The following is a 20,939-nucleotide window of genomic DNA, read 5'->3' as shown; positions in this document are numbered from 1 at the left end:
AATACCGGATTGTAAGGATGCATATGACAACAAAATATATTGTCGGCGGTAGCATTTGTCTTTTTCTTGCGCTGACACCAGGAACTTCACATGCAGCCCCAGTAAAAGTGGGTAATTACGTTATTCCCAGCGCTTTCGCCCGTTCACTGGAGCAGGGAATGACGGTGCCGGTATATATTCGTTACAACGAGACTGACGAGAAAAGTCAGCAAAAAATTGCCGATGCGATGATTTCGCTTGTTGATGGCAATATTACAGTTAAAGCCCTGACTCTTGCTGAATTGCCTAATAATGCCGTGTTATCTGGAAAAATTCGTGCGTTGGTAGAAAAAATTCGTGATGTGAAATTTCACGATAACACCAATATCGAGCTATCGGACAATGCACGCCTGCAACTCAACGTCTCTTCATTTCACCTGGAGATGATAGTCAGCAAAGATGCGTTAACTGAAGCGATTGTCGCACGCAGTAGCCTGCTTGGACCTTCCAGCGTGGAGTCTCTCTCTAACGTCCTGAATTATAACTTTGGTACCTACTACAACGATTATCATAATGGCAGCAGTACCCGCAGCTATCTGACGGTGGACAATACAACATCGCTGCGTGAGCACCATATCAATATTAACGGTTCGTTTTACGGCATCGGCGACAGCAACGGCACCAGTAAACTCTATCGTGCGATGTATGAGCGTGATTATGACGGGTATCGACTGGCGCTCGGGATGCTCGACACCTGGAACGTGCAGTCTATTGCTAGTTTGAATGCGTTGAATGGTGGGAAAATTTACGGTGTGAGCTACGGAAACAAAGGAAGTACGGTTGTTGAGAATACCGCGCTTTCACTCACGCCGATTACCGTATTTTTGCCAGCCGCTGGCGAGGTTCATGTCTTCCGTGATGGGCGTTTGCTCAGCGTGCAGAACTTTAATATGGGCAGCTATGAAATTGATACCAGTCGCTTTCCGTATGGTGTGTATGACGTCACGGTAGATATCGTGGTCAATGGCCGGACAATTAATAGTCGTATCAGCAGGGTTAATAAAATCTTTGCCCGCCAACAAGCCGCCGGGATTGATCAGCTTTCGTGGCAACTGTTTGGTGGCTCACTGGATTATGACCGTGTGAGTTACAAGCGAAATCATTATCAAGATTTGGGCAACGAGCAGACCTGGATTGCCGGGGGGGCCGCATCGGTGACGCTGGCGATATTATCGGGGCTGGGCCTGAAATCCACGCTCTACGGTTTTGACAACAATGCGGTTAATGAAACGGATGTCACGCTCAATGTGAATGAATACGTAAGCATTGGCAATCAGACGCTAGTGGCGAACGATTCGTCATGGCGAAATATCAGTAACATCAACCTTAATGTCCCTGAAGGATACGGTTCCCTATGGGCATCTCGTGAAGACAGTAAAATTGGCGATCGTCTGCCTATACAGGAGCGTGATAATTATTCCATTGGCGGGACTCTTAACCTCGGAAAGTTTATTCCTCATGGCGGCTCGCTCACCGTGAGTCAGACGGAGAATCGCTACTCGGGAAATAAATATCGTAATCTGGACTACAGCACGACCCTTTATTCAGGCAGGTATGCCACGGTTGGGTTGCGTGCAGGTATTCAGCGTTATTACTACAACAATCGGAATGACGATGGGCGACAGGAACGTTATGTCAGTCTGGATTTATCATTGCCGTTGGCGACCTGGTTGAGCATGGGCGTCTCCCGGGATCGTTATGGCAGTACTCAGGGTAATCTCAGCGCGCGTAAGCAGTATGCTGAGGGCCCGATTAAATCGGTCGGATTGTCGGCATCAACGCGTCTGAGTGGCGAACAGTATTACGACAATAATTATTCGGTAAACGGCAATTTGAGTTATGACACGAAATATAACGCCGGCACCGTATCGGTAACGCGTTCTGCTGACAACTCCACCAATATGAACTTCTCTTCCCAGGGTTCTCTGGCGTGGGCAGGTAAAGATTTCGGCCTGAGTAAAGAGCGGCAGCGGTCCGGCATCATTGTGAAAACAGATTTGACCGGTGAAGGGAAACTGGCTGCGAAGATTAATAACCGCAATTATCTTCTCAGCGGTAAATCAAATTTCATTGCACTGCCGCCCTATGCTCAGTACAAGCTGGAAATCCTCAATGATAAAAACTCTGAGGACAGCTTCGATATTGTTTCAGGACGCAAACAGGAGCTGACGCTATATCCGGGTAACGTGGGTGTTATCAATCCTGAAGTGAAAAGCATGGTCACTGTATTCGGGCGCATTCGTTATCCCGATGGACAATTGGCTGCAAATACCGATATCCATAACCACATCGGTAAAACGCGTACGGATGAAAAGGGTGAGTTTGCTATCGATATCGATAAAAAGTATCCGGTCATCACGTTAATTTCAGCCAATGGCAGCATATGCGAAGCCGATCTTGATTTGGAAAAAGCACGCGGCGCAGCGTGGGTTGGCGATGTGAAATGTGCAACGCAAACCACGATGGCGCAGAGGTAATAAAATGAAAGTATTAATTAAATTAGCTACTGTAATCTGTGCCGTAGGGAGTTTTTCACCTGTGCCTGCTTTGGCGTTGAATGCAATCTCTTCCGGCTCAGTTAGCAATAACTATTTGTTTATCGAAAATGCCATTGATAGTGAATACTTTATTACCCCATCGGCACTTGATCCGCGTTTCAGCGGGTCAAACACGTGGATAAAATACGGTACCTCTCAGGTGAGTCTCGGGTATTTAGGTTTTGTCGGCTGGACTGCGCCTGGAAATTATTATCAGGACATGTGGATTGATAACTCCCCGATTAACGGGCCTTTCCGGGGAATCCGTTGTTATAGTGGCACCCAATGCCCATCAACCGGGTTTATTGCCGGATTGGGCACTGACAAAAACGGTTTTTATCATGCGCAGGTCGGCTCTGTCGCAGGCGTTATTGGTGGCGCCTACGGATTCGCTTCCCTGACCGATACTGCTTATGAGTACTTTCGCAATGTGCCTACCGGTAGCAGCGAAACCTACGTGTTCAACCGCTGTTATACTTCTGTAAATTATGATTATTCTTCCGGGCAACGGTGCAAAGACCAATCGACAGGATCATGGAATTACGTCAATTACACGTTAACTAAACGCGGTCATCTGTCACTTGTCTCGACTAACGCATTTCAGGAGCTTTGGGTTGCCAGCGACGGTACGCCGAGCATCACCAAAGACTCTGGTTATTGCGAACTTGGCGTGGTAGGCGGTACTGACGGTGTGATTTGCAAAATGGTGAGTTATAACCTGCAACAAACGGCCAATCTGACCGCCTCCTTGACGTTTCGCGCTTTTGTCGATACGGCGATGCTTGGTTTTACGCCCGGAGCGGCCACCGTGAGATACTCCGGGAATGGTTCAAACTGGTATAACTATGGTACTTCAACTGCTTATTACAACGTTTTTACGACCTCTGGAGAATACATTTATATTTTTCTGTCAAAAGCATTTTTGAAGAATCTTGTCGATTCAGGGATCAGCATTACTAACAGTCAGCCCTTTACCTTCGGTTTTTATAATGGCTTAACACCAGAGTCAGGACACTACCAGTTTACTCCTTCGCTACAGCTTAATATTGTGCCGAAGGAGTATGGGATCAGTATCGTCTCTTCGGACAACACAGCTTCTGCGAGCGGTAGTGGCACGATTGGCGATGCCGCTCCTATAGAAATGGAGTACACCGTAACCGTCTCAGGCCCCCGTCAGGCAGACAGTATCACCGCGCAAGTTATTGGGGAAAGTACGACGATAAACAGTGTCCCTTACTGTCTGTTTACGTCTGCGCATGGCGGGCTGTCCGTCCCCATTCCCGCTTTTCTGCAGTACAACAGTCAGTCGGGGGGCGTGGTGCAAAAACGAAATAGCTGCAGTGAAGCGGCAGTCAGTATGAGAGATGCGCAGTGGCAACAGACGCCCTGGGACGCAAATAACAATGACGATGGAAGCTATTATGCTACTGATTTGAAATTGCTTTTCCCAATGAATGATTCGCGTTCGATGTTAACCGTTTCCGGCGCTGACTGGGAAGGTGTCGTCAGCGCCAGTGGAGAGATAAAAGTCACGGCGAATTGGGTGGGAGTGACGCCATGAACCGCCGTCGTCTGGCGCTTAGATGGGTATTTATTCTACTTTCCGGTCTGACAGCATTCTCTACACAGGCAGTCTACCTGGAGTCGACCATTTATGAGATGCCATCGGATAAAGCATTTATCAGTAAACGAATCTATAACGATAGCCAGAAACAGAATTTATACAGTATCGGCGCAGTAAAAATTGATAAGCCGGGACCGGGAGGTGAAAACAGAAGTGCTATTGCTGAAGGCGAACTTCTGTTTACTCCGCTGAATTTTTCACTGGCTCCGCAGGCGAGTGAGTTTTTTAAGATTTTCTACCGCGGGCCGCAGGATGATAAAGAACGCTATTACCGAATTCTGTTTCGTGAAATGCCGATCACGCTGTTTACCGAACGTAATCAAGGGAAAGGCGGGCAGGCTCTCCCGGTGATCGCTATGGACACCATATTGGTTGTTCGCCCGAGAAACATAAATCTGGCCTACACCATTGATGAGGCTAACGGAACACTGAAAAACACTGGGAATACTTTTTTTAAAATCATCGTACACCAAGGGTGCAATTCAACCGATGATGAAGCCACCATGCGTTATGTGTTGCCGGGTGAAACCTGGCGTAGTAGTGAGCTCAAAACAAAAAACCGAAAGTTTATCGTAGCGTTGCAGAAATACATCCCAGTAGGTCAGGGGTGCTTCAAACTCAATCAATAGTAAGCATTGAGTCTGATCCGATATGTCATGGTTAGATATCGAACCTATACTGTAACTATCTTTATACAATGCAGTATTCAGCTCAGCACAGATGAAACTTTGGTCATTTGTACTCCATGTCACGGTATTCAAGAGTCAGGTAGTATGAAAAGTATAATTAATGATCAGGTTGAGTACGATTCCACCAGAAAAAGCCTGAAACATCGCGATACTACAATAATCCTTTCGGCATCTACAGCGAGACTACTTGAGCTATTCATTGCCCATAAAAATCAACAACTCCATCGTGAGTTTATCATTGAAGAAGTATGGAAAAAGCATGGCATGGCCCCATCGGGTCATAGCCTTAATAAAAGTATCAGTATATTGCGAAAAGCATTTAGTGAGTTGGGGGCCGATAATCCCATTGAAACATTGCCCCGGCAGGGATTTTTGTTCCATGCTTCGGTCAATGATGAACAGTCATCTTTCAGTGGAGATGTACCTGTTCGTTCGGTAACAGAAACGGTGAACTCACCCGCAACACCGAAACGCAAAAATATTGTTCTGTTCATTTTATTGTTTACCTTTCTTGGGTGCTCTGTTTTGATATTGCCAGCTCTTAATTCTGGTGCCACGAATTTTATCTATATCAGGGCAATAGGTGATTGTGAACTTTATACTGCCGATGACAATAATGCTGATAAAACGAAAGCGTTTTTATCTTCCGATATGTGGCGAAAAATAAATGCGACTTGTCATGATGGCAAGAAAACAATTGTTTTTTATGATGATAATAATTTATCGGCAGGTAATGATCTTAAAGAGAATTTTTTGGGGGTCTGTACGCTGGATAAAGGAGGGGCTGCCCGTGAATGCGAAAATTATCTTTATTAGCGGGGCGATCTTTCTTGCGGTGATAACAGCATACTTTTTTTATCGCCATCAAGAACCTGAGACGCTGACCTGCTCTGCCAAGAATTACCTGCATCTGGAGGCGCAAACTCAGGGCGTAAAAATTGAAGGTGAAGTTCTGTTGGTTTTTCGTATTTCTTCCGCTACCGAAGGGCGGGTATCCCAGATAGGGAGCCTTAATATTCAGGGTAAGCACTATGCTGTAGATCGTAATGTTGTCCTGAATTTTATTGGCAAAGACCGCGACGGATATCTGCAGACTCGTCGCTTGGCTATTGTCAAAAATAAAAATGACAATGTTCCCGATGAAATTACCGAACTGCTTATGTCTCAACAGGATATTTTCTATTATAAGGTCATCCGTATCGCAGGAAATGTCTATGCGATAAGAGATCTGCGACGTACGCTCATGGTTTGTCGGGCAGCATAAATCAAGGTAATGTGTTAGCATTTTGATTTTTGTGGTTGTATATTTTGTCGTTGCTTGCATTTGTGGTTTTTTGTTTTGCCTTGTAGTGAAAATGAGTAAAAGGATTTGTACTGATGAAAATTAGGCATTTTCCTTTTTCGATATTTGAAATGGATTTACTATTTAATGGGAATACGCATATGGATAATTGTGATTATAAACTCTGAAATTACGTGATATGGCTTATGGATAAAGTTAATTCACGAACCGCCTTATAATTGCTGGAGGCTGAAGGTGTTGTATATTCTCTCGTGTATATAACGAGGGACCTGCTATGCCATAAATTTAAGTTGGTGGTAACTATGAATACGAAAAAGGTTTTTCTGCTCAGTTATGATATTTTTCTTTTCTCAGGGATAAAAGCGTGGCTGCCAAATCTGGTACTGGTTGATGCGCGATCATTTATTTCTGGTACACAGTCAGTTATTCCACGATACCCGTCCTGTTTGCTGGTGATCGATAACCGGTTACCATTGCTACTGGTCAGGAAATGGTTTCAGAGAAATAGCACGCAGTTTATCAACATCAACTGTATTGTTCTTCGGATGAATGAAACTCGTTCTGTTAATCGAGGATACGAGGAGTATGCTTTCATTAATGGACGAGAATTATCTGATCAATTGATTTCTCAGCTAAGAGCCAATTTAATGGCACCCAATGAGGTTGTGGAGGTCACTAAAGGTTCGACGATTTTTAATTTTCATTTGACTGAATTTGAAGAGGAAATGTTGTATTCATCATTCACAAAAGAAAAATTGCACGACTTTTGTATTGCTAACTCACTAACAACTAAGTCAGTTTATCGATATCGGGAGCGGATAACCGCTCGTCTGGGATTTTCTCATTTTAATGAAACTATCATTTTTTTAACCAGGAATAATTTATTGCATGAAGGCTACCCGACAAACAGTCATTCTGGTGAGAATGTAATTTATGGCGATGCATATGATGTTTCAGATTCTGGCCGACTGAGTATGGCAATAAGGAATGAAGAAATCATTCCTTATTTTCAGCCCATCGTAAATATCAATGGGGACGTCTGTGGTGTTGAGGTTTTGGCTCGGTGGCCACAGGGCCATAATTATGCGATTTCTCAGCGTGAGTTTATACCTCTGGCTGAAAAAAGTGGCTTAATGAATGAGTTAACGAGCTATTTAATGACCACCGTCGCGCGTAATCTGGTCGACGGAAGCGAGGATATTAATAAAACGCTATTCGTCTCCTTTAATGTCAGTCCATCAGGTTTAAGTAATCCTGTTTTTTATTGGGAATGCCTTAACTTTATGGAGATAACGCAAAGACTACCGATAAAATTAATGATTGAAATAACCGAAAATCAGACTCTAACTATCACTCCAGCTCTCAAAGAGCTGATACGATCGTTGCGAAACAGAGGGGTGCTGTTTGCTTTAGATGATTTTGGCACGGGATACGCTAATCTCTGCTATCTCAATGAGTTAGACCTGGATGTAATCAAAATTGATAAAACGTTCATCAAGGCTATTAAAGAAGTTGAGCAACATATCCCTATGCTCGAGTCAATCATTCATCTTTCCGGGCTCCTGGGATTACGCATGGTGGCGGAAGGCGTTGAATATGGCTATCAGCAGCAATGGTTGCGGAAAAATAATGTGGATTACCTGCAGGGTTATCAATTTTTACCGCCAGTGATGTTTGATGATTTTATGCGTTTTTACAAGCAGTCTGTAGGGCTGTTTGAATCAGCGTCGGATTCAACTTTTTCAGCGTAAACCTGTCGTGAACATCAGGGGCGGATGCCTCTGATGCCGGTTTTTTGCCGAGGTTAGTACTACAGATCCTGCCTGTCTGGTGAAGACGATAGCCAGTTCTGAGTGAAACATTGTTTGTTTATGTGTCTTTTACAGGGTATTTATAGCGGTATCAGCGTTAATCAAACCGCTTCCGAGGTTAGTCTATAGCCATGTGTCATTTCCTGACAAAATTAAGAGTCTGGCTTCCACCACCACTTATCTTAATATTATTCCTCATCGCGGATGCGTTGACGGCGATCCCGCGTTTCACATTTGGCGCGGCGACTATCGTAATAAGTGCATTGTTGGCTAGCGCCAGTTTGGCGATGATACTGCATACCGCGTGGCAGATGCGGAAGAAACGTACGACGCTAAACCCACTGCATGCAGAGAAATCGACCACGCTTGTTACTGGCGGATGTTATGCCTGGAGCCGCAATCCAATCTATCTTGGAATGAGTGGACTCCAGTTAGCTTTTGCTCTCTACGTCGGTAGCCTGATTGGAATATTGGCTGCACCACTGTTTATGCTGGCGGTTGCCAGATTGCACATTGATTTTGAAGAGGAACAACTGCGAAAACATTTCGGGCTGGAATGGAAACACTATGAGCAGCGTGTTCGCCGCTGGTTATAGCGTTCCCTTGCCGCGTACAGGATGCCTGTGACGACACGATTCGTGCGTAATTGAATCCGGATGATGCAAAAATAGGCGTTTGATTCGCAAGGCCATTGACGCGTCGCCCGGTTAGTTTTAACCTTCTACCCCGTGCTCACATTCGTGGACATGTCCTTTTCAGGGCCGATATAGCTCAGTTGGTAGAGCAGCGCATTCGTAATGCGAAGGTCGTAGGTTCGACTCCTATTATCGGCACCATCTCAACTTCCTCAAACGTCCGTATTAGTCCGTAAATCGTCTAATTTATAACGTTTTTTCTTATTTTGAGTCCATAGTAGTCCGTAACCATCCAGTAGAATCCGGTACTGAATGTGTATAGGATTGTGTATATGTTCCTGTTCGGTCTGGATTCCTATACACATGCCTTTAAACGATATGCAGATTCGCCGCGCTAAGCCTGAAGCTAAAGCCTATACACTTGGAGATGGGCAAGGGCTGTCTTTGCTTATAGAACCTAATGGAAGCAAGAGCTGGCGGTTCCGCTATCGTTTTGCCGGTAAACCAAAAATGATCTCGCTGGGTGTGTACCCGACGATCACACTTGCCGATGCGCGTTCTCGTCGCGACGATGCCCGAAAACTGGTAGCCGAAGGAAAGAATCCGAGTGAGGTTAGAAAAGAGCAGAAGATTGCTTTGCAAACGGAATCCGAAAGCGCGTTTGAAAAGATAGCCACTGAGTGGCACCAGATGAAATCTGCCAAATGGTCGGCAGGTTATGCGTCAGACATCATGGAAGCGTTTCAGTACGATATTTTTCCTTATGTGGGTACGAGACCTGTCGGCGAAATTAAACCGCTAGAACTGCTTAATGTGCTGCGTAAAATCGAAAAGCGCGGTGCATTAGAAAAAATGCGCAAAGTTCGGCAGCGATGCTCAGAAGTTTTCCGCTATGCTATTGCTACAGGAAGGGCTGAATTTAATCCTGCAGCGGATCTTTCAAGCGCCCTCGAAGTACATCAATCCAATCATTTCCCGTTCTTAAAGGCTGATGAGATACCTGATTTTCTGTGTGCTTTAGACAGTTACACAGGTAGTCGGCTTGTCCAGATTGCTACGAAGTTACTGATGATTACGGGAGTAAGAACCATCGAATTACGGGCTGCATTATGGTCGGAATTTGATCTGGATAACGCTATTTGGGAAATTCCAGCAGAAAGGATGAAAATGCGTAGAGCACACCTTGTGCCACTGTCGTCTCAAGCGTTAGATTTACTTAATGAACTCAAAATGATGACAGGGAATTATCGTTATGCATTTCCGGGGCGGAACGATCCGAACAAGCCGATGAGTGAAGCAAGCATAAATCAGGTAATCAAACGCATTGGTTATGGCGGTAAAGTCACTGGTCATGGATTTCGACATTCCTTATCTACTATCCTCCATGAAAAAGGATATGATTCAGCTTGGATAGAAATACAACTTGCGCATATAGATAAGAATAATATTAGAGGTACGTATAATCATGCTCAATATATTGATAAGCGCCGAGATATGATGCAGTGGTATTCAAGTTATATTTTAAATAAGGAGATTGTGAATGAGTAACGAGTTTGATAGTAACAAATTAGAAAATTGTTTTGAGCTTGCGTTGGAAAATATCATTAAACACGGCGATACAGATATTTTCCCTTATCCATTCGAAAGTCGATTGTTTGAAGATGATAAGGAGAAAGTAAAAACTGCATTAATGCAAACATTTGATGACTTTGAAAATAAACGGATCGAGATTCCACCAAACATAATTAATAGTTTTTCGAGTATCGGTTATTATGGTTACAGGTGGGCAAGTCAAATAGACCCATTTTGGAATGCTTTCTTTCTTGGTTTGGTTTTAAAAATCGCTGATGATATAGAAAGGAATAGATCTACCAGAACTCAGGTTTATTCATATCGCTTTAAACCAAACCTTGCAGATGGTTCTCTTTTTGATAAGGATATTTCATGGAGAAAATATCAAGAAGACAGTATCACTGAATGTTCTAATGATGAAATAAAATATGTGCTTACATGCGATATAGCAGATTTCTATCCGCGTATTTATCATCACCGTTTAGAAAATGCGTTAGACAGAATAGATCCCAACAAAGATTACGCTGGCAAAATTAAGAAATTATTGCAGACATTTAGTGAAACAAAATCATATGGAGTACCAGTTGGATGCCCTGCATCTAGAATATTAGCAGAACTAGCGCTAGATTCTATTGATAAATTATTGTCTATGAATGGAATTAACTACAAACGTTATGTCGACGATTTTGTTATCTTTTGTCACTCTAGGGAGGATGCTCATAAGGTTTTAACTTTGCTTAGTAAAAAATTGATGGAAAATGAAGGGCTGACTTTACAGAAACAAAAAACCAATATTGTTACTAAAGAAGAGTTTCTTTCAGTTACTAAAGCTAAATTGCATGGTAATGATGAAGATGAAGAATCTCCTATGAAGGCTAAATTTATGAGTCTGCCTATAAGGTTTGATCCTTATTCAGCGAACGCGATAGAAGAATATGAAGAGATAAAGGAATCCTTAAAAGATTTTGACTTGTTAGCTATGTTGAGTAGCGAATTACAAAAATCAAAAATCAAAAATCAAAAATCAATCAATCTTTTAGCAAGCATTTGATAAAGGCATTCTCAGCAACATCAGATGAAATAATAAGCAGTGCTTTCAAAGTAATGTTCAATAACTTGCATGAGTTGTATCCAATATTTACAACAATAATTCAAGTGGCTAATTCCAACTGGCAAAAGTTAAGCACAGAAACCAAAGATTTAATTCTTGATAAGATAACTGCACTAATTAAAGAAGATTCATATATTTTGAGTACTGAACTTAACTTAGCCTATGTAGCCCGAATGCTCTCAAAAGAAAATTCAGAAAAATCCACTCTAATTCTTAGTGATATATACAATAAGAATCCAGAAAGCATCTTAGTCAAAAACATAGTTACTCAGTCAATGGCAAAGATTAATTCTTATGCATGGCTTTCTGACATCAAAAAAAACTTTTCTGCAATGCATCCGTTACAGAGAAGACTATTGATTGTTTCAAGTTATATCTTGGGTGATGAAGGAAGGCACTGGAGAGAGCATAATAAAAAATCATTCAACTTTATAGAGATGATTTATAGGGATTGGGCAAGTCAAAGACATACCGCAAGAAATCTTGAGGATGCGCTATGATTTCTGAATTAACATTTTCTAGAAAATTCACTTCATTTTGGAATCAATTACTTCCAAATGCTAATAACTTCATACGCATTATTAACGGCAGTCTCATAGAGGACGTTTATCCTCCTCTGGATGATAGTGCTAACAGGTCAAATAACGTCTTTGTCAATGAATGTGCATTTAATTTATATACAGCAATACAGAATGATTTATTAGACAGGGATATTCTTTTAGCGCAAGATATATTCCATCGCGCTGATTTTTAAGATATTTTTGAAAAAACAAAAGAATATCTACAGCGATTCTCTTATGGTTCTAACTTCAAACTACCTTTAAGTATGATCGAATATAATACCATCAGGGAAATTGCAAGAAATATTTTCTCTCGATATGGAATGGAAAACCAAGTTGAAGTATCTCCACAGTTCGATGGATGCGGAGTAATTAATAACTCATATGGCGATATTTACTATTCAAATGTTCTTGTTGAAATAAAATCAGGAGACAGGAAGTTTAGTGTTTACGATCTTAGACAGGTGCTTATATATTTCACCTTAAACTTTTACTCAAAGAATAAAAGACCTATCAAGAGGTTTGAACTTTTCAATCCTCGAATGGGTATCACTTATAGTGATTCCATTGTCAGCCTTTGCAAAGAGCTAGCATTTATTCAACCTGAAGAATTGTACTTTGAAATAATGAATTCTATTACAGAGGAAAATTTCATAGTAACTGAAATGCAACGCTAGATATCCCGCAAGACCACTGCAATTCATTGTAGTGGTCTTTTTCTAAACGTTCCTTCTGACGAATAAAGCCTGAAAACCAAAAAAATTATAGGAAATTAAATTATCAGCCTCAGCGCGCAATGCTCTCCCCGCCACGCCTGCCCGCTTCCTGGGGCGCTTTTAATGCAGGTGCGTGAAGGGACTCAGGCCGCGCCAGTGCTGACTTGCTGCTCATCCAGTCCGATTTATTCTTCTGACAGGTTTCAAAGGCCTGTTCCAGTAGTGCTCGTGCCATTGTCTTTTCTCCTGAATCAGTGGCGCAGCGATGAGCGGGTGCACTCCAGAATTCGGGGCGGTGTTTCTGGCACTGTTTGTGGTGGCTCGGGCTTTTCTTCTGCCGGTGGCCGTATCACCTCGTCGATAGACTCGGTGGTGCGAAAGGTTGCAGAGCAAAAGACATTCACGCACTGGAGATAGCTCTGTTTGACGTTATCCGACAGGTAACGGCTGGTACGGACATGGGCAGCCTGTTTGCAGTACGGACAGCGCATCATGGCTTAACCCCCCGCGATTTTTTCTTCTGTGCCAGCTCTTTAGCCCGCGCCATTCTGAGAACAGTGCTTTTAAAGAGCTTCATGTCCACGCCGGTGAGTTCCGGACGGTGAAGCCCAATTTTTGAAATTACCGGCTCCTGCGCCATGTTGAATGTGTAGTATCTGCTTTGCGCCAGTACATTCTCACCCAGTTCCTGAATGAGAACGTTGTGAGGGTGTTCTTCTCCATTCCTTCATCGTGGCCGCCGCTGCATACCATCAGCCGAAATTGCTGCTGGCGTGATACTTCTTCCACGCCTCGTGCAAGCCTGGCAAAAAAGGGATCGGCAAGATTGCCGGTCAATAACCCGAGCATGTCACCGCTGCGTTTCGCTAATGCAATAGCGGCGGCATTGCGATGATAGTTCAGTTCGCGCATGGCTTTTTCAACACGCTCACGCGTCACGGGTTCAACCCATGCGGTTTGATTAATAACACGTGAAACTGTTGCGGTGGACACTCCCGCTAACTCTGCAACATCTTTTATCGTTGCCATGCTGGCTCTTTACCTTTTTAATTCTTAAGAATTTGCTTATCGCTGGTTTTTTTCCTTATCTTATTCAGGTTGGGGGGATTTGTCACCGATACATCCTCTGAGTAGATATACTCAGAGGCTTATTTTTAGTGTTTAATTATTCAATACTATCCTGAGTATTATTACACTTACATGCGATATTCGATCATTCCGCTCTTTTTGGCCACCCAGTCATACAGACGTTGCCCACGGAGGTTGGTTTCATGCGTATGCCAGTATAATCTTGACGCGTGATGTTTTTTGGCTTGTTGTTGGACATATTCGATAAGTTGTTTACCGATGTGTTGGCCGCGTACATCTTCGCTAACAAATAAATCTTCGAGATAGCAATAGTTTGATTCTGCCCAGGTTGAGCGGTGAAAGAGATAATGAACCAGTCCCACTATTTTTCCATCATATTTTGCAACAGCACAATAAACAGGTTCGCTCGGGGTAAAGAAACGCTCCCACGTTAATTTTGTTACTTCATCTGAAATTATAGTGCGGTAAAATGTTTGATAGTTTATCCATAAAGGAAGCCAGCTGGCGTAGTCTTTTTGTTCTGCACTTTCAATAGTAACGGCATTCATGTTAATCATATATATCCTGATATTTTATACGAGTAATGTGTTAGTATGATGATACTAAGAATTTTATAAACTCTCGTAAAGAGACACTTTCGATATATTGATAGGATCCACTTTAGTATAAAGGTTAATACAATGAAGAAAAACAATGCGCCTTTATTTCAAGGATTTGTTTTAGGAAAAGGTGCGGTTAAGGAGCAGGTTTACCAAATCCTCCGCGATCACATCCTCGAAGGGCGATTGCCGCCAGGAACAAAAATGCCGTCAACCAGGGCGTTGTCCGAAATGATGTCAATTTCACGAAACTCAGCGATCGCCGGTTATGACCGGCTATTAGATGAAGGGTATATCCTGACTCGTAAAGGGTCTGGAACGTATGTCTCACATAATATTCCGGATCGGAGTATCAGCAATAGCTATCCAGAGATGGCGTTGGGGGACGTCGTATCACCTGATGATCAGGTTCACAGCCGAAATAATCCTGCTCGCGATTTATGGTCAAATGAGTATGAAGGGCGCTGCATGAACCGTCTATTTGCGGTTGGTGTCGGGTGTACGGATCTCTTCCCGCATGCGTTATGGGGAAAGCTACTGCAACGAGTCTGGAGACAATCCCGGCATCAACTGGGAGCTCACACTCATCCTTGCGGGTACCTTCCTTTGAGAAAAGCGGTTTGCCGCTACATTAAAACAACGCGTGGAGTGAACTGTAACGAAGATCAAATAATCATCGTAAATGGTATTCAGCAGGCATTGAACATTACTGCACGAGCATTGCTGTCGGCAGGAAATGACGTTTGGCTGGACGACCCGGGTTACAAAGGCGCCCGCGGAACCTTCATGTCTGTTGGTGCTATGGTGAGGCCGGTACCGGTAGATAGCGAAGGAATGAACGTCCGCTATGGTATTGATCATTTTCCTGACGCTAAGCTGGCCTATGTCGTCCCGTCGGATCAATATCCATTAAGTGGAACGTTGAGTTTATCCCGGCGTTTTGAGTTGCTGGAATGGGCGAAGTCGAATCAGGCATGGATATTTGAAGATGATTATAATAGTGAGTTCCGTTATGCCGACCGTTCTTTACAAGCTCTGCAAGGATTAGATCAGAATCAACGCGTAATCTATGCCAGAACATTTTCTAAAATGATGTACCCGGAATTCCGTTTAGGTTTTTTAGTTGTTCCGCCGGGTTTACAAGAACAGATTATGGTGACCAAATATTATTCCGATCTCGGCACCAGCTATCTTGAACAAGCAGTGATGGCAAATTTTATTGAGGAGGGGCACTATGCCAGTCATGTGCGTCGAATTCGCAAAGCATGCTATGAAAGAAGAACAGCGTTGGTCAATGCTATTCAATACTATCTTGCTGATAAAATGATTATTCAACCTTCAGACTCAGGCGTTCATATCGTATGTTGGTTGCAAAATGGGATGACTGGGAGTGAAGTTGAAGAGAAAGCCAGATTACTAGGGATGGGAATACTATCACTAAGTCGTTATTACCAGAGCGATGTCTCACGACAGGGGATTTTGATTGGTTTTGCAAATCATCCGGTAGAGGCAATTGTTGATGGGATTCGCCGTCTGGCTCAGGTTATTTAACTTATAATTTATTCAGCTCTTAGCATTAATGCAGTAAATACGTTTCTTTTGCTACGTGTAAAAATGTTGCGCCTGTTTTTTGTACAATTAAATAGTGTGGATCTGTTAAAAACACGCATTGTGGTTCTTTTGGACTGCCCAGTTTGATCATACTCTGCGCTGGTTTAGCCCTGTTTTGTAAGAGGTATGGATATGTCGGGCATCTTTAATCAATTTCATCAACCCGTTGGTATGACTTTGTCTGACTGGAAAGGCGCCCCCTTTCCACAGGCTCAGCAAATTACAGGTCGCTATTGTAAGCTTGAACGTATTAACGCCGAACGCCATGCAAAAGAGTTGTATGAAGCGTACTGTGAAGCAAACGATTGTCGTGACTGGACATATCTGGCGGTCGGGCCTTTTGAGACCTTCGATACCTTCCTGGATTATGTAAAAAAGATGGAAGAACAGACCGATCCGATGCATTTTGCGGTGATCGATTTAACCAGTATGAAACCTGTTGGTACGTTTGCACTGATGCGGATTGATACCTCAAATGGCGTGATCGAGGTTGGCCATGTTTCCTACTCCGTACGCATGAAACGTTCGCGAATCTCAACAGAAGTCATCTCATTGCTTTTAAAGTACGTTTTTGAGGATCTGGGCTATCGCCGTTTTGAATGGAAATGCGATGCTCTCAATGCTCCTTCCCGTGGGGCGGCGGAGCGATTTGGCTTCAGTTTTGAAGGCATATTTCGTCAGGCTGTCGTCACGCGGGGGCGTAATCGAGATACCGCATGGTACTCAATCATTGACGGTGAGTATCCGTCACTTCGACCGGCCTACGATATGTGGCTCGATGAGCGTAATTTCGATAATCAGGGACGGCAGATTAGGCGTCTTGGCGAGCTGATGGAAAGGGGATAAAAAAGCTCCCCGAATAAACCGGGGAGCCAGAAAGCGTAGCGCCCGTGTAGAATTATCTCTGCCGCGACTCAAGCCAGACCAGCGCCAGCGTGGAGAGTCCGCACATCAGCAGAATGCCGACAAACCAAAACAGATACCACATCGTACAGTCCTCCTTAATAAAGTTCGTGGTTGTGGCGGCGGATCGTTTCTACATTGATGCGCCCGAGCATTTTGTAATAACTCCATACGGTATAAAGCAGAACGATCGGTAGAAAAATCAGCACAATAACCAGCATGATACTGAGAGTCATCTGGCTGGAGGTGCTGTCCCACACCGTCAGGCTGGAGAGCGGATACGCGCTTGAAGGCATCACAAACGGAAACAGGGTGATTCCAGCGGTGAAGATCACGCAGGCCTGGCCCAGTGAAGCAAACAAAAATCCCCATACGGCCCGACGCTGTCCGCAGGCATAGATCGCGAGCATCGGGAAAATCATGCCAAGCAGCGGAATAATTAACAGCAGTGGTGACTGATAAAAGTGCGCCATCCACGCGCCCGGCGAGGTAGTTACTGCTTTTAATAGCGGGTTGGAAGGACCATTAGGATCCTGGCTTAGCAACACATAGCCATCGATCCCCGTCCATAGCCAGTAACCGGCTAACAGAAAGCAGAGCACGACCAGCATCGCGCTGCGGCGGGTAGCAGACAGCGCACGTTGGTGAAGAATGCCGTCGGTCTTCAACTGGAGCCACACGCCTCCTTGCAGAATAACCAGCATCAGGCTTAATGCGCCGCACAGCAGGGCAAAGGGTGAGAGTAACTGCCAGAAGGTGCCCAGGTATTGCACATGAAGCTGTGGTGTGAAGATAAAAGGCACGCCCAAAAACAAGTTACCGAATGCAACGCCGAAGATAACTGGAGGGACCAGACTGCCAATCACCAACCCGGTATCCCACATGGCGCGCCAGCGTGCATTGGCTATTTTTCCACGATAATCAAAGGCCAACGGGCGAAAGAAAAGGGCGCACAGCACCAGAATCATCGCCACATAAAACCCTGAAAATGCCGCGGCATAGACCCGCGGCCAGGCCGCGAATAATGCACCGCCCGCCAGAATGAGCCACACCTGGTTACCTTCCCAGTGCGCTCCGACGCTATTGATTAGTACCCGACGCTCATCATCGTTACGCGCGATCAGCGGCAACAGGCAGCCAACCCCCATATCAAACCCGTCGGTGACCATAAATGCCACCAGGATGATGCCAATCAGCAGCCACCAGATGAGCCGCAACGTTTCATAATCCAACATGATTATCTCCTTTATCCCTGTTGTTGCGCTGGTTGTTGGTTATGCATTGCATCCGGGCCAAGGCGCGCGTATTTCTGCATCAGGTAGACTTCGGCAATTAAAAACAAGGTGTAAAGCGTGAGAATTAGCCCCATGGAGAAGGCCAGTTGGCCTGCGCTTAACGCGGAGTGGGCGTACCAGGTCGGCAAAATATCCTGAATCGCCCACGGCTGGCGGCCAAACTCCGTCATAAACCAGCCGGCTTCAATGGCAATCCACGGTAGCGGCAGGCTCCACAGCGTCATGTGCAGTACCCAGCGATGCTGGTCGATACGCCAGCGTAAGGTCTGTATCAGGGCAATCGCCATCACCAGCAGCAGAAGTGAACCGCATGCAATCATGATGCGAAAACTCCAGAATACCGGTGCTACTTGCGGGATCGCACCGCGTTGTGCGGCCTGATATTGCTCCGGAGTGACATGGTTCATATCAGGCGCGTAGTTCGCCAGCAGGATGCCGTAACCCAGATCTTTCTCCACAGCGTGAAAAGCGTTCAGTACCTGAGGCGTGCGGTTACCTTTGGCGATTTCCTGCATCAGCAGCCACGCTTCCCGACCTCGTTGCAGGCGGGGGAGAGCATCCTCCATCAGATTTTTCAGCCCCGGAACCGGCGTGTCTAAAGAGTGCGTGGCCAGGATGCCCAGCAGAGCCGGTATCTTCACAGCAAAGGCGTTACGTTCTTGCTCCTGCTGCGGCCAGGCGATGACATGAAAGGGCGCGGGTGCCGGTTCGGTTTGCCATTCGCCTTCCATTGCCGCCAGTTTTACCGGCTGGCGTTGGGCAACCTCATAGGCTGAGCTGTCACCCAGTTGTAGAGTGCCGAGGATAGCCAGCGTGCCAAAAACGGAACCCACCGCGAAGGAACGCCGGGCGAACTCGCGATTGCGACCGCGCAGCAAATACCAGGCGCTGATGGACATCACAAACATGGCGCCGGTGACATAACCGGACATCACGGTATGCACAAATTTCACCTGGCTGATGGGGTTAAAGACCAGCTCGCTAAAGCTGCTCATCTCCATACGCAAGGTATCAATATTAAAGTGAGCGCCGGTTGGATATTGCATCCAGCCGTTGGCGTTGAGGATCCACAGGGCCGAGATATTGGAACCAAACGCGACCAGCCAGGTGACCATCAGGTGTTGGTATTTGGTTAAGCGTTGCCAGCCGAAGAAGAACAGACCAACGAACGTGGATTCGAGGAAGAAGGCCAGCAGGGCTTCCATTGCCAGAGGCGCGCCAAAAATATCGCCCACATAGTTAGAATAGAGCGACCAGTTAGTACCGAACTGAAACTCCATGGTCAGGCCGGTTGCCACGCCGAGCGCAAAGTTAATCCCGAATAACTTGCCCCAGAAACGCGTCATGTCGCGGTAGACTGTTTTGCCGGTCACCACATAAATGGTTTCCATGATGGCCAGCATAAAAATTAGCCCCAGCGTCAGGGGAACAAACAGAAAATGGTACAGCGCGGTCAGCGCAAACTGCCAACGCGATAAGTCAATGACGTCCCACATGCGAACTCCATCAGGCATTAGAGAGTGAATAGATAAGGAAGAAAACGCCAGACCCGCAGCATAAAAGCATGCGGGCCGGGAGAGAGGGTCAGGCCGGTGGACCAGATGTCAGCCAGCCGCAGACTTCATCCAGACGCTGGAGCGAGTCGCGAAGATCTTCCGGCGCAGCCTGCACCAGTTCCGGTAATGGACAGATCTCATAACTTTCGAGCAGAAGCCCTTTCAGGGTATCCAGACAGCGCACATGCCAGACATGGCGCAGCGCCGTGGCGTCGATTTGGCTCTCGCCGTAGCCGATAGTGCGGATCTGGATGTGTCCTTCGCCACATAACTGAGCAAGAAACAGGCGATCCGCATCGCTAATTGGCAGTTGTGTGAGGTTAATGCTATGGGGTTGCAAGGCCGGATCGCGCACGTGCGCCAGCAGTTCCTGAGCCAGCGTCAGGCCATTCATTAGCCCGTCCACCGGCGGGGGCAACAGGCTGTCGTCCGGCAGTGTATTGAACGTTGCCGCCAGCCACAACGCCCGCGGCGCGCTGCCTGCTTCCAGATGCTCCTCCCACTGCCCGTTGTCATTCTGACAACGCACCCGCCAGATACCGCAGAAAATCGACTCCTGGATCTCGCACGCTCTGCCGTCAGCATGCTGGATGCGCACTGAAACTTCGCCTTCGCCGAGCAGTGTATTCAAAAACGTGAGATCGTCTGCGTTGAGCGCGGATAAATCCCATCCCAGCACGTCCTGTTTGGCTGGAATGCGCCTCCTGAGCTGCTGGCGCACATCGGCTAACAATGCCATCACCGCCGGGCTGTGCGGACAGTTTTCCAGTGATGCCATGCTGGGGTCGCTGTTGACCTGGCAGGTGAGGGGTAAGGGATTCATGCTGAAGCTGTCATCGTCCGGCTGCGTTCCCGGCCCCAGCAGATGAAAAAAAGTGTCGCTCATCGTTCAGACTCCGGCGGCGTGCGTGGTTCAACTAAGGGGCGCATCAGGTTGAGCAGATCGGCCCACGGGTGGATGCCGCTGAGAATGCCGCTCAGTTCGCCGTGGATAAACACCAGTGTGGCCGGGAAGCGGAATACGCTAAAACGATCGCCAATCGCCTCGCTATGCTCGAGATCCGCCATGGCGATGTGCCAGTCAAACTGGGGAAACTCGCGGAGCAACTCGGCAATCATCACCGGGTTATCGCTGACTTCCGGTGTCCGGCGGGGATCGCTACTGAGTAACACCACACCGTCGCGAACCTGGGTTACCCAGTCATCCAGTTCGGGTGCGGTTAGCGGCTGCCAGCCTCGTGCCAGCATACGTTGCCATAGAGCAGGAAAAGGGTTGTTATTCAACATGT

22 protein-coding genes, 1 tRNA gene and 1 pseudogene are annotated in these 20,939 nt (G+C 45.8%); 15 read left to right on the top strand and 9 right to left on the bottom strand.

Annotation, left to right across the window (positions count from 1 at the left end; translation table 11 throughout):
• The first annotated feature begins 23 nt into the window (after positions 1-23).
• From OGV57_RS16220 to OGV57_RS16160, 13 genes are all read left to right on the top strand, one after another.
• Complete coding sequence (locus OGV57_RS16220; protein ID WP_054528107.1) at positions 24-2,516, top strand: CS1-pili formation C-terminal domain-containing protein; 2,493 nt, start codon at positions 24-26, stop codon at positions 2,514-2,516.
• Between the two features lie 4 nt (positions 2,517-2,520).
• Positions 2,521-4,137: a fimbrial adhesin EcpD family protein gene (locus tag OGV57_RS16215; RefSeq protein WP_054528108.1), complete on the top strand. Its 1,617-nt coding sequence runs from the start codon at positions 2,521-2,523 to the stop codon at positions 4,135-4,137.
• Positions 4,134-4,829: a fimbrial biogenesis chaperone gene (locus tag OGV57_RS16210; protein ID WP_003031358.1), complete on the top strand. Its 696-nt coding sequence runs from the start codon at positions 4,134-4,136 to the stop codon at positions 4,827-4,829. Before OGV57_RS16215 ends, OGV57_RS16210 begins: the two co-directional genes overlap by 4 nt.
• A 144-nt stretch (positions 4,830-4,973) precedes the next feature.
• Positions 4,974-5,705: a winged helix-turn-helix domain-containing protein gene (locus OGV57_RS16205; RefSeq protein WP_054528109.1), complete on the top strand. Its 732-nt coding sequence runs from the start codon at positions 4,974-4,976 to the stop codon at positions 5,703-5,705.
• On the top strand, positions 5,680-6,153 hold the full coding sequence (locus tag OGV57_RS16200; RefSeq protein ID WP_044702484.1) for a FidL-like protein: 474 nt from the start codon (positions 5,680-5,682) through the stop codon (positions 6,151-6,153). Before OGV57_RS16205 ends, OGV57_RS16200 begins: the two co-directional genes overlap by 26 nt.
• A 341-nt stretch (positions 6,154-6,494) precedes the next feature.
• Positions 6,495-7,943 (top strand): EAL domain-containing protein, encoded by a 1,449-nt coding sequence (locus tag OGV57_RS16195; RefSeq protein ID WP_003838773.1) that lies wholly within the window; start codon positions 6,495-6,497, stop codon positions 7,941-7,943.
• A 191-nt stretch (positions 7,944-8,134) separates the two neighbouring features.
• Positions 8,135-8,599: a methyltransferase family protein gene (locus tag OGV57_RS16190; protein WP_048216807.1), complete on the top strand. Its 465-nt coding sequence runs from the start codon at positions 8,135-8,137 to the stop codon at positions 8,597-8,599.
• A 164-nt stretch (positions 8,600-8,763) separates the two neighbouring features.
• Positions 8,764-8,839, top strand: a tRNA-Thr gene (locus OGV57_RS16185).
• 162 nt (positions 8,840-9,001) lie between these two features.
• The gene (locus OGV57_RS16180; RefSeq protein ID WP_054528110.1) at positions 9,002-10,186 is read left to right on the top strand and encodes a tyrosine-type recombinase/integrase; all 1,185 of its coding nucleotides are present in this window, start codon (positions 9,002-9,004) and stop codon (positions 10,184-10,186) included.
• Positions 10,179-11,261, top strand: a complete 1,083-nt coding sequence (locus tag OGV57_RS16175; RefSeq protein ID WP_226791565.1) for an RNA-directed DNA polymerase — start codon at positions 10,179-10,181, stop codon at positions 11,259-11,261. The genes OGV57_RS16180 and OGV57_RS16175 overlap by 8 nt, the downstream gene beginning before the upstream one ends.
• A 104-nt stretch (positions 11,262-11,365) precedes the next feature.
• Positions 11,366-11,821, top strand: a complete 456-nt coding sequence (locus OGV57_RS16170; RefSeq protein WP_226791567.1) for a hypothetical protein — start codon at positions 11,366-11,368, stop codon at positions 11,819-11,821.
• Complete coding sequence (locus tag OGV57_RS16165; RefSeq protein WP_226791569.1) at positions 11,818-12,075, top strand: hypothetical protein; 258 nt, start codon at positions 11,818-11,820, stop codon at positions 12,073-12,075. The genes OGV57_RS16170 and OGV57_RS16165 overlap by 4 nt, the downstream gene beginning before the upstream one ends.
• A 129-nt stretch (positions 12,076-12,204) precedes the next feature.
• The gene (locus tag OGV57_RS16160; protein ID WP_226791571.1) at positions 12,205-12,558 is read left to right on the top strand and encodes a hypothetical protein; all 354 of its coding nucleotides are present in this window, start codon (positions 12,205-12,207) and stop codon (positions 12,556-12,558) included.
• 109 nt (positions 12,559-12,667) lie between these two features.
• Here the strand turns inward: OGV57_RS16160 and OGV57_RS16155 are convergent, their stop codons facing one another.
• From OGV57_RS16155 to OGV57_RS16140, 4 genes and pseudogenes are all read right to left on the bottom strand, one after another.
• Positions 12,668-12,832, bottom strand: coding sequence for a hypothetical protein (locus tag OGV57_RS16155; RefSeq protein ID WP_157844749.1), 165 nt, complete (start codon positions 12,830-12,832; stop codon positions 12,668-12,670).
• A gap of 16 nt (positions 12,833-12,848) precedes the next feature.
• Complete coding sequence (locus OGV57_RS16150; protein ID WP_071684521.1) at positions 12,849-13,091, bottom strand: ogr/Delta-like zinc finger family protein; 243 nt, start codon at positions 13,089-13,091, stop codon at positions 12,849-12,851.
• 220 nt (positions 13,092-13,311) lie between these two features.
• Positions 13,312-13,626 (bottom strand): annotated as a pseudogene (locus OGV57_RS16145) (LacI family DNA-binding transcriptional regulator); the annotation flags it as partial.
• A gap of 167 nt (positions 13,627-13,793) precedes the next feature.
• Positions 13,794-14,243 carry a GNAT family N-acetyltransferase gene (locus OGV57_RS16140; RefSeq protein WP_003838738.1) on the bottom strand — a complete coding sequence of 150 codons (450 nt, stop codon included), beginning with the start codon at positions 14,241-14,243 and terminating at the stop codon, positions 13,794-13,796.
• A 123-nt stretch (positions 14,244-14,366) separates the two neighbouring features.
• Between OGV57_RS16140 and pdxR the strand changes: the two genes are divergently transcribed.
• Together pdxR and OGV57_RS16130 are read left to right on the top strand one after the other, a co-directional pair.
• Positions 14,367-15,836, top strand: a complete 1,470-nt coding sequence (gene pdxR / locus OGV57_RS16135) for a MocR-like pyridoxine biosynthesis transcription factor PdxR (protein ID WP_054528111.1) — start codon at positions 14,367-14,369, stop codon at positions 15,834-15,836.
• Between the two features lie 192 nt (positions 15,837-16,028).
• Positions 16,029-16,742 (top strand): GNAT family N-acetyltransferase, encoded by a 714-nt coding sequence (locus tag OGV57_RS16130; RefSeq protein WP_048219582.1) that lies wholly within the window; start codon positions 16,029-16,031, stop codon positions 16,740-16,742.
• A gap of 52 nt (positions 16,743-16,794) precedes the next feature.
• Here OGV57_RS16130 and cbdX read toward each other — a convergent pair whose 3' ends face one another.
• From cbdX to hyaE, 5 genes are all read right to left on the bottom strand, one after another.
• Positions 16,795-16,884, bottom strand: coding sequence for a cytochrome bd-II oxidase subunit CbdX (cbdX, locus tag OGV57_RS16125; RefSeq protein WP_003838732.1), 90 nt, complete (start codon positions 16,882-16,884; stop codon positions 16,795-16,797).
• 13 nt (positions 16,885-16,897) lie between these two features.
• Entirely contained in the window at positions 16,898-18,034 is a 1,137-nt protein-coding gene (gene appB, locus OGV57_RS16120) for a cytochrome d ubiquinol oxidase subunit II (protein WP_003838730.1), read from the bottom strand.
• Positions 18,035-18,045: 11 nt separating this feature from the next.
• Entirely contained in the window at positions 18,046-19,590 is a 1,545-nt protein-coding gene (appC, locus tag OGV57_RS16115; protein WP_008321019.1) for a cytochrome bd-II oxidase subunit 1, read from the bottom strand.
• Between the two features lie 88 nt (positions 19,591-19,678).
• Entirely contained in the window at positions 19,679-20,536 is an 858-nt protein-coding gene (locus OGV57_RS16110) for a hydrogenase expression/formation protein (protein ID WP_054528112.1), read from the bottom strand.
• Positions 20,533-20,937: a hydrogenase-1 operon protein HyaE gene (gene hyaE / locus OGV57_RS16105; protein WP_048216796.1), complete on the bottom strand. Its 405-nt coding sequence runs from the start codon at positions 20,935-20,937 to the stop codon at positions 20,533-20,535. The genes OGV57_RS16110 and hyaE overlap by 4 nt, the downstream gene beginning before the upstream one ends.
• Positions 20,938-20,939 lie beyond the last annotated feature (2 nt).

It is taken from the genome of Citrobacter sp. Cf087, assembly GCF_030334285.1.
In the GTDB taxonomy this organism is placed as follows: Bacteria; Pseudomonadota; Gammaproteobacteria; order Enterobacterales; family Enterobacteriaceae; genus Citrobacter; species Citrobacter freundii.
Note: the sequence above shows the minus strand (reverse complement) of the source record. Positions and strands in the feature narration are given on the sequence as shown.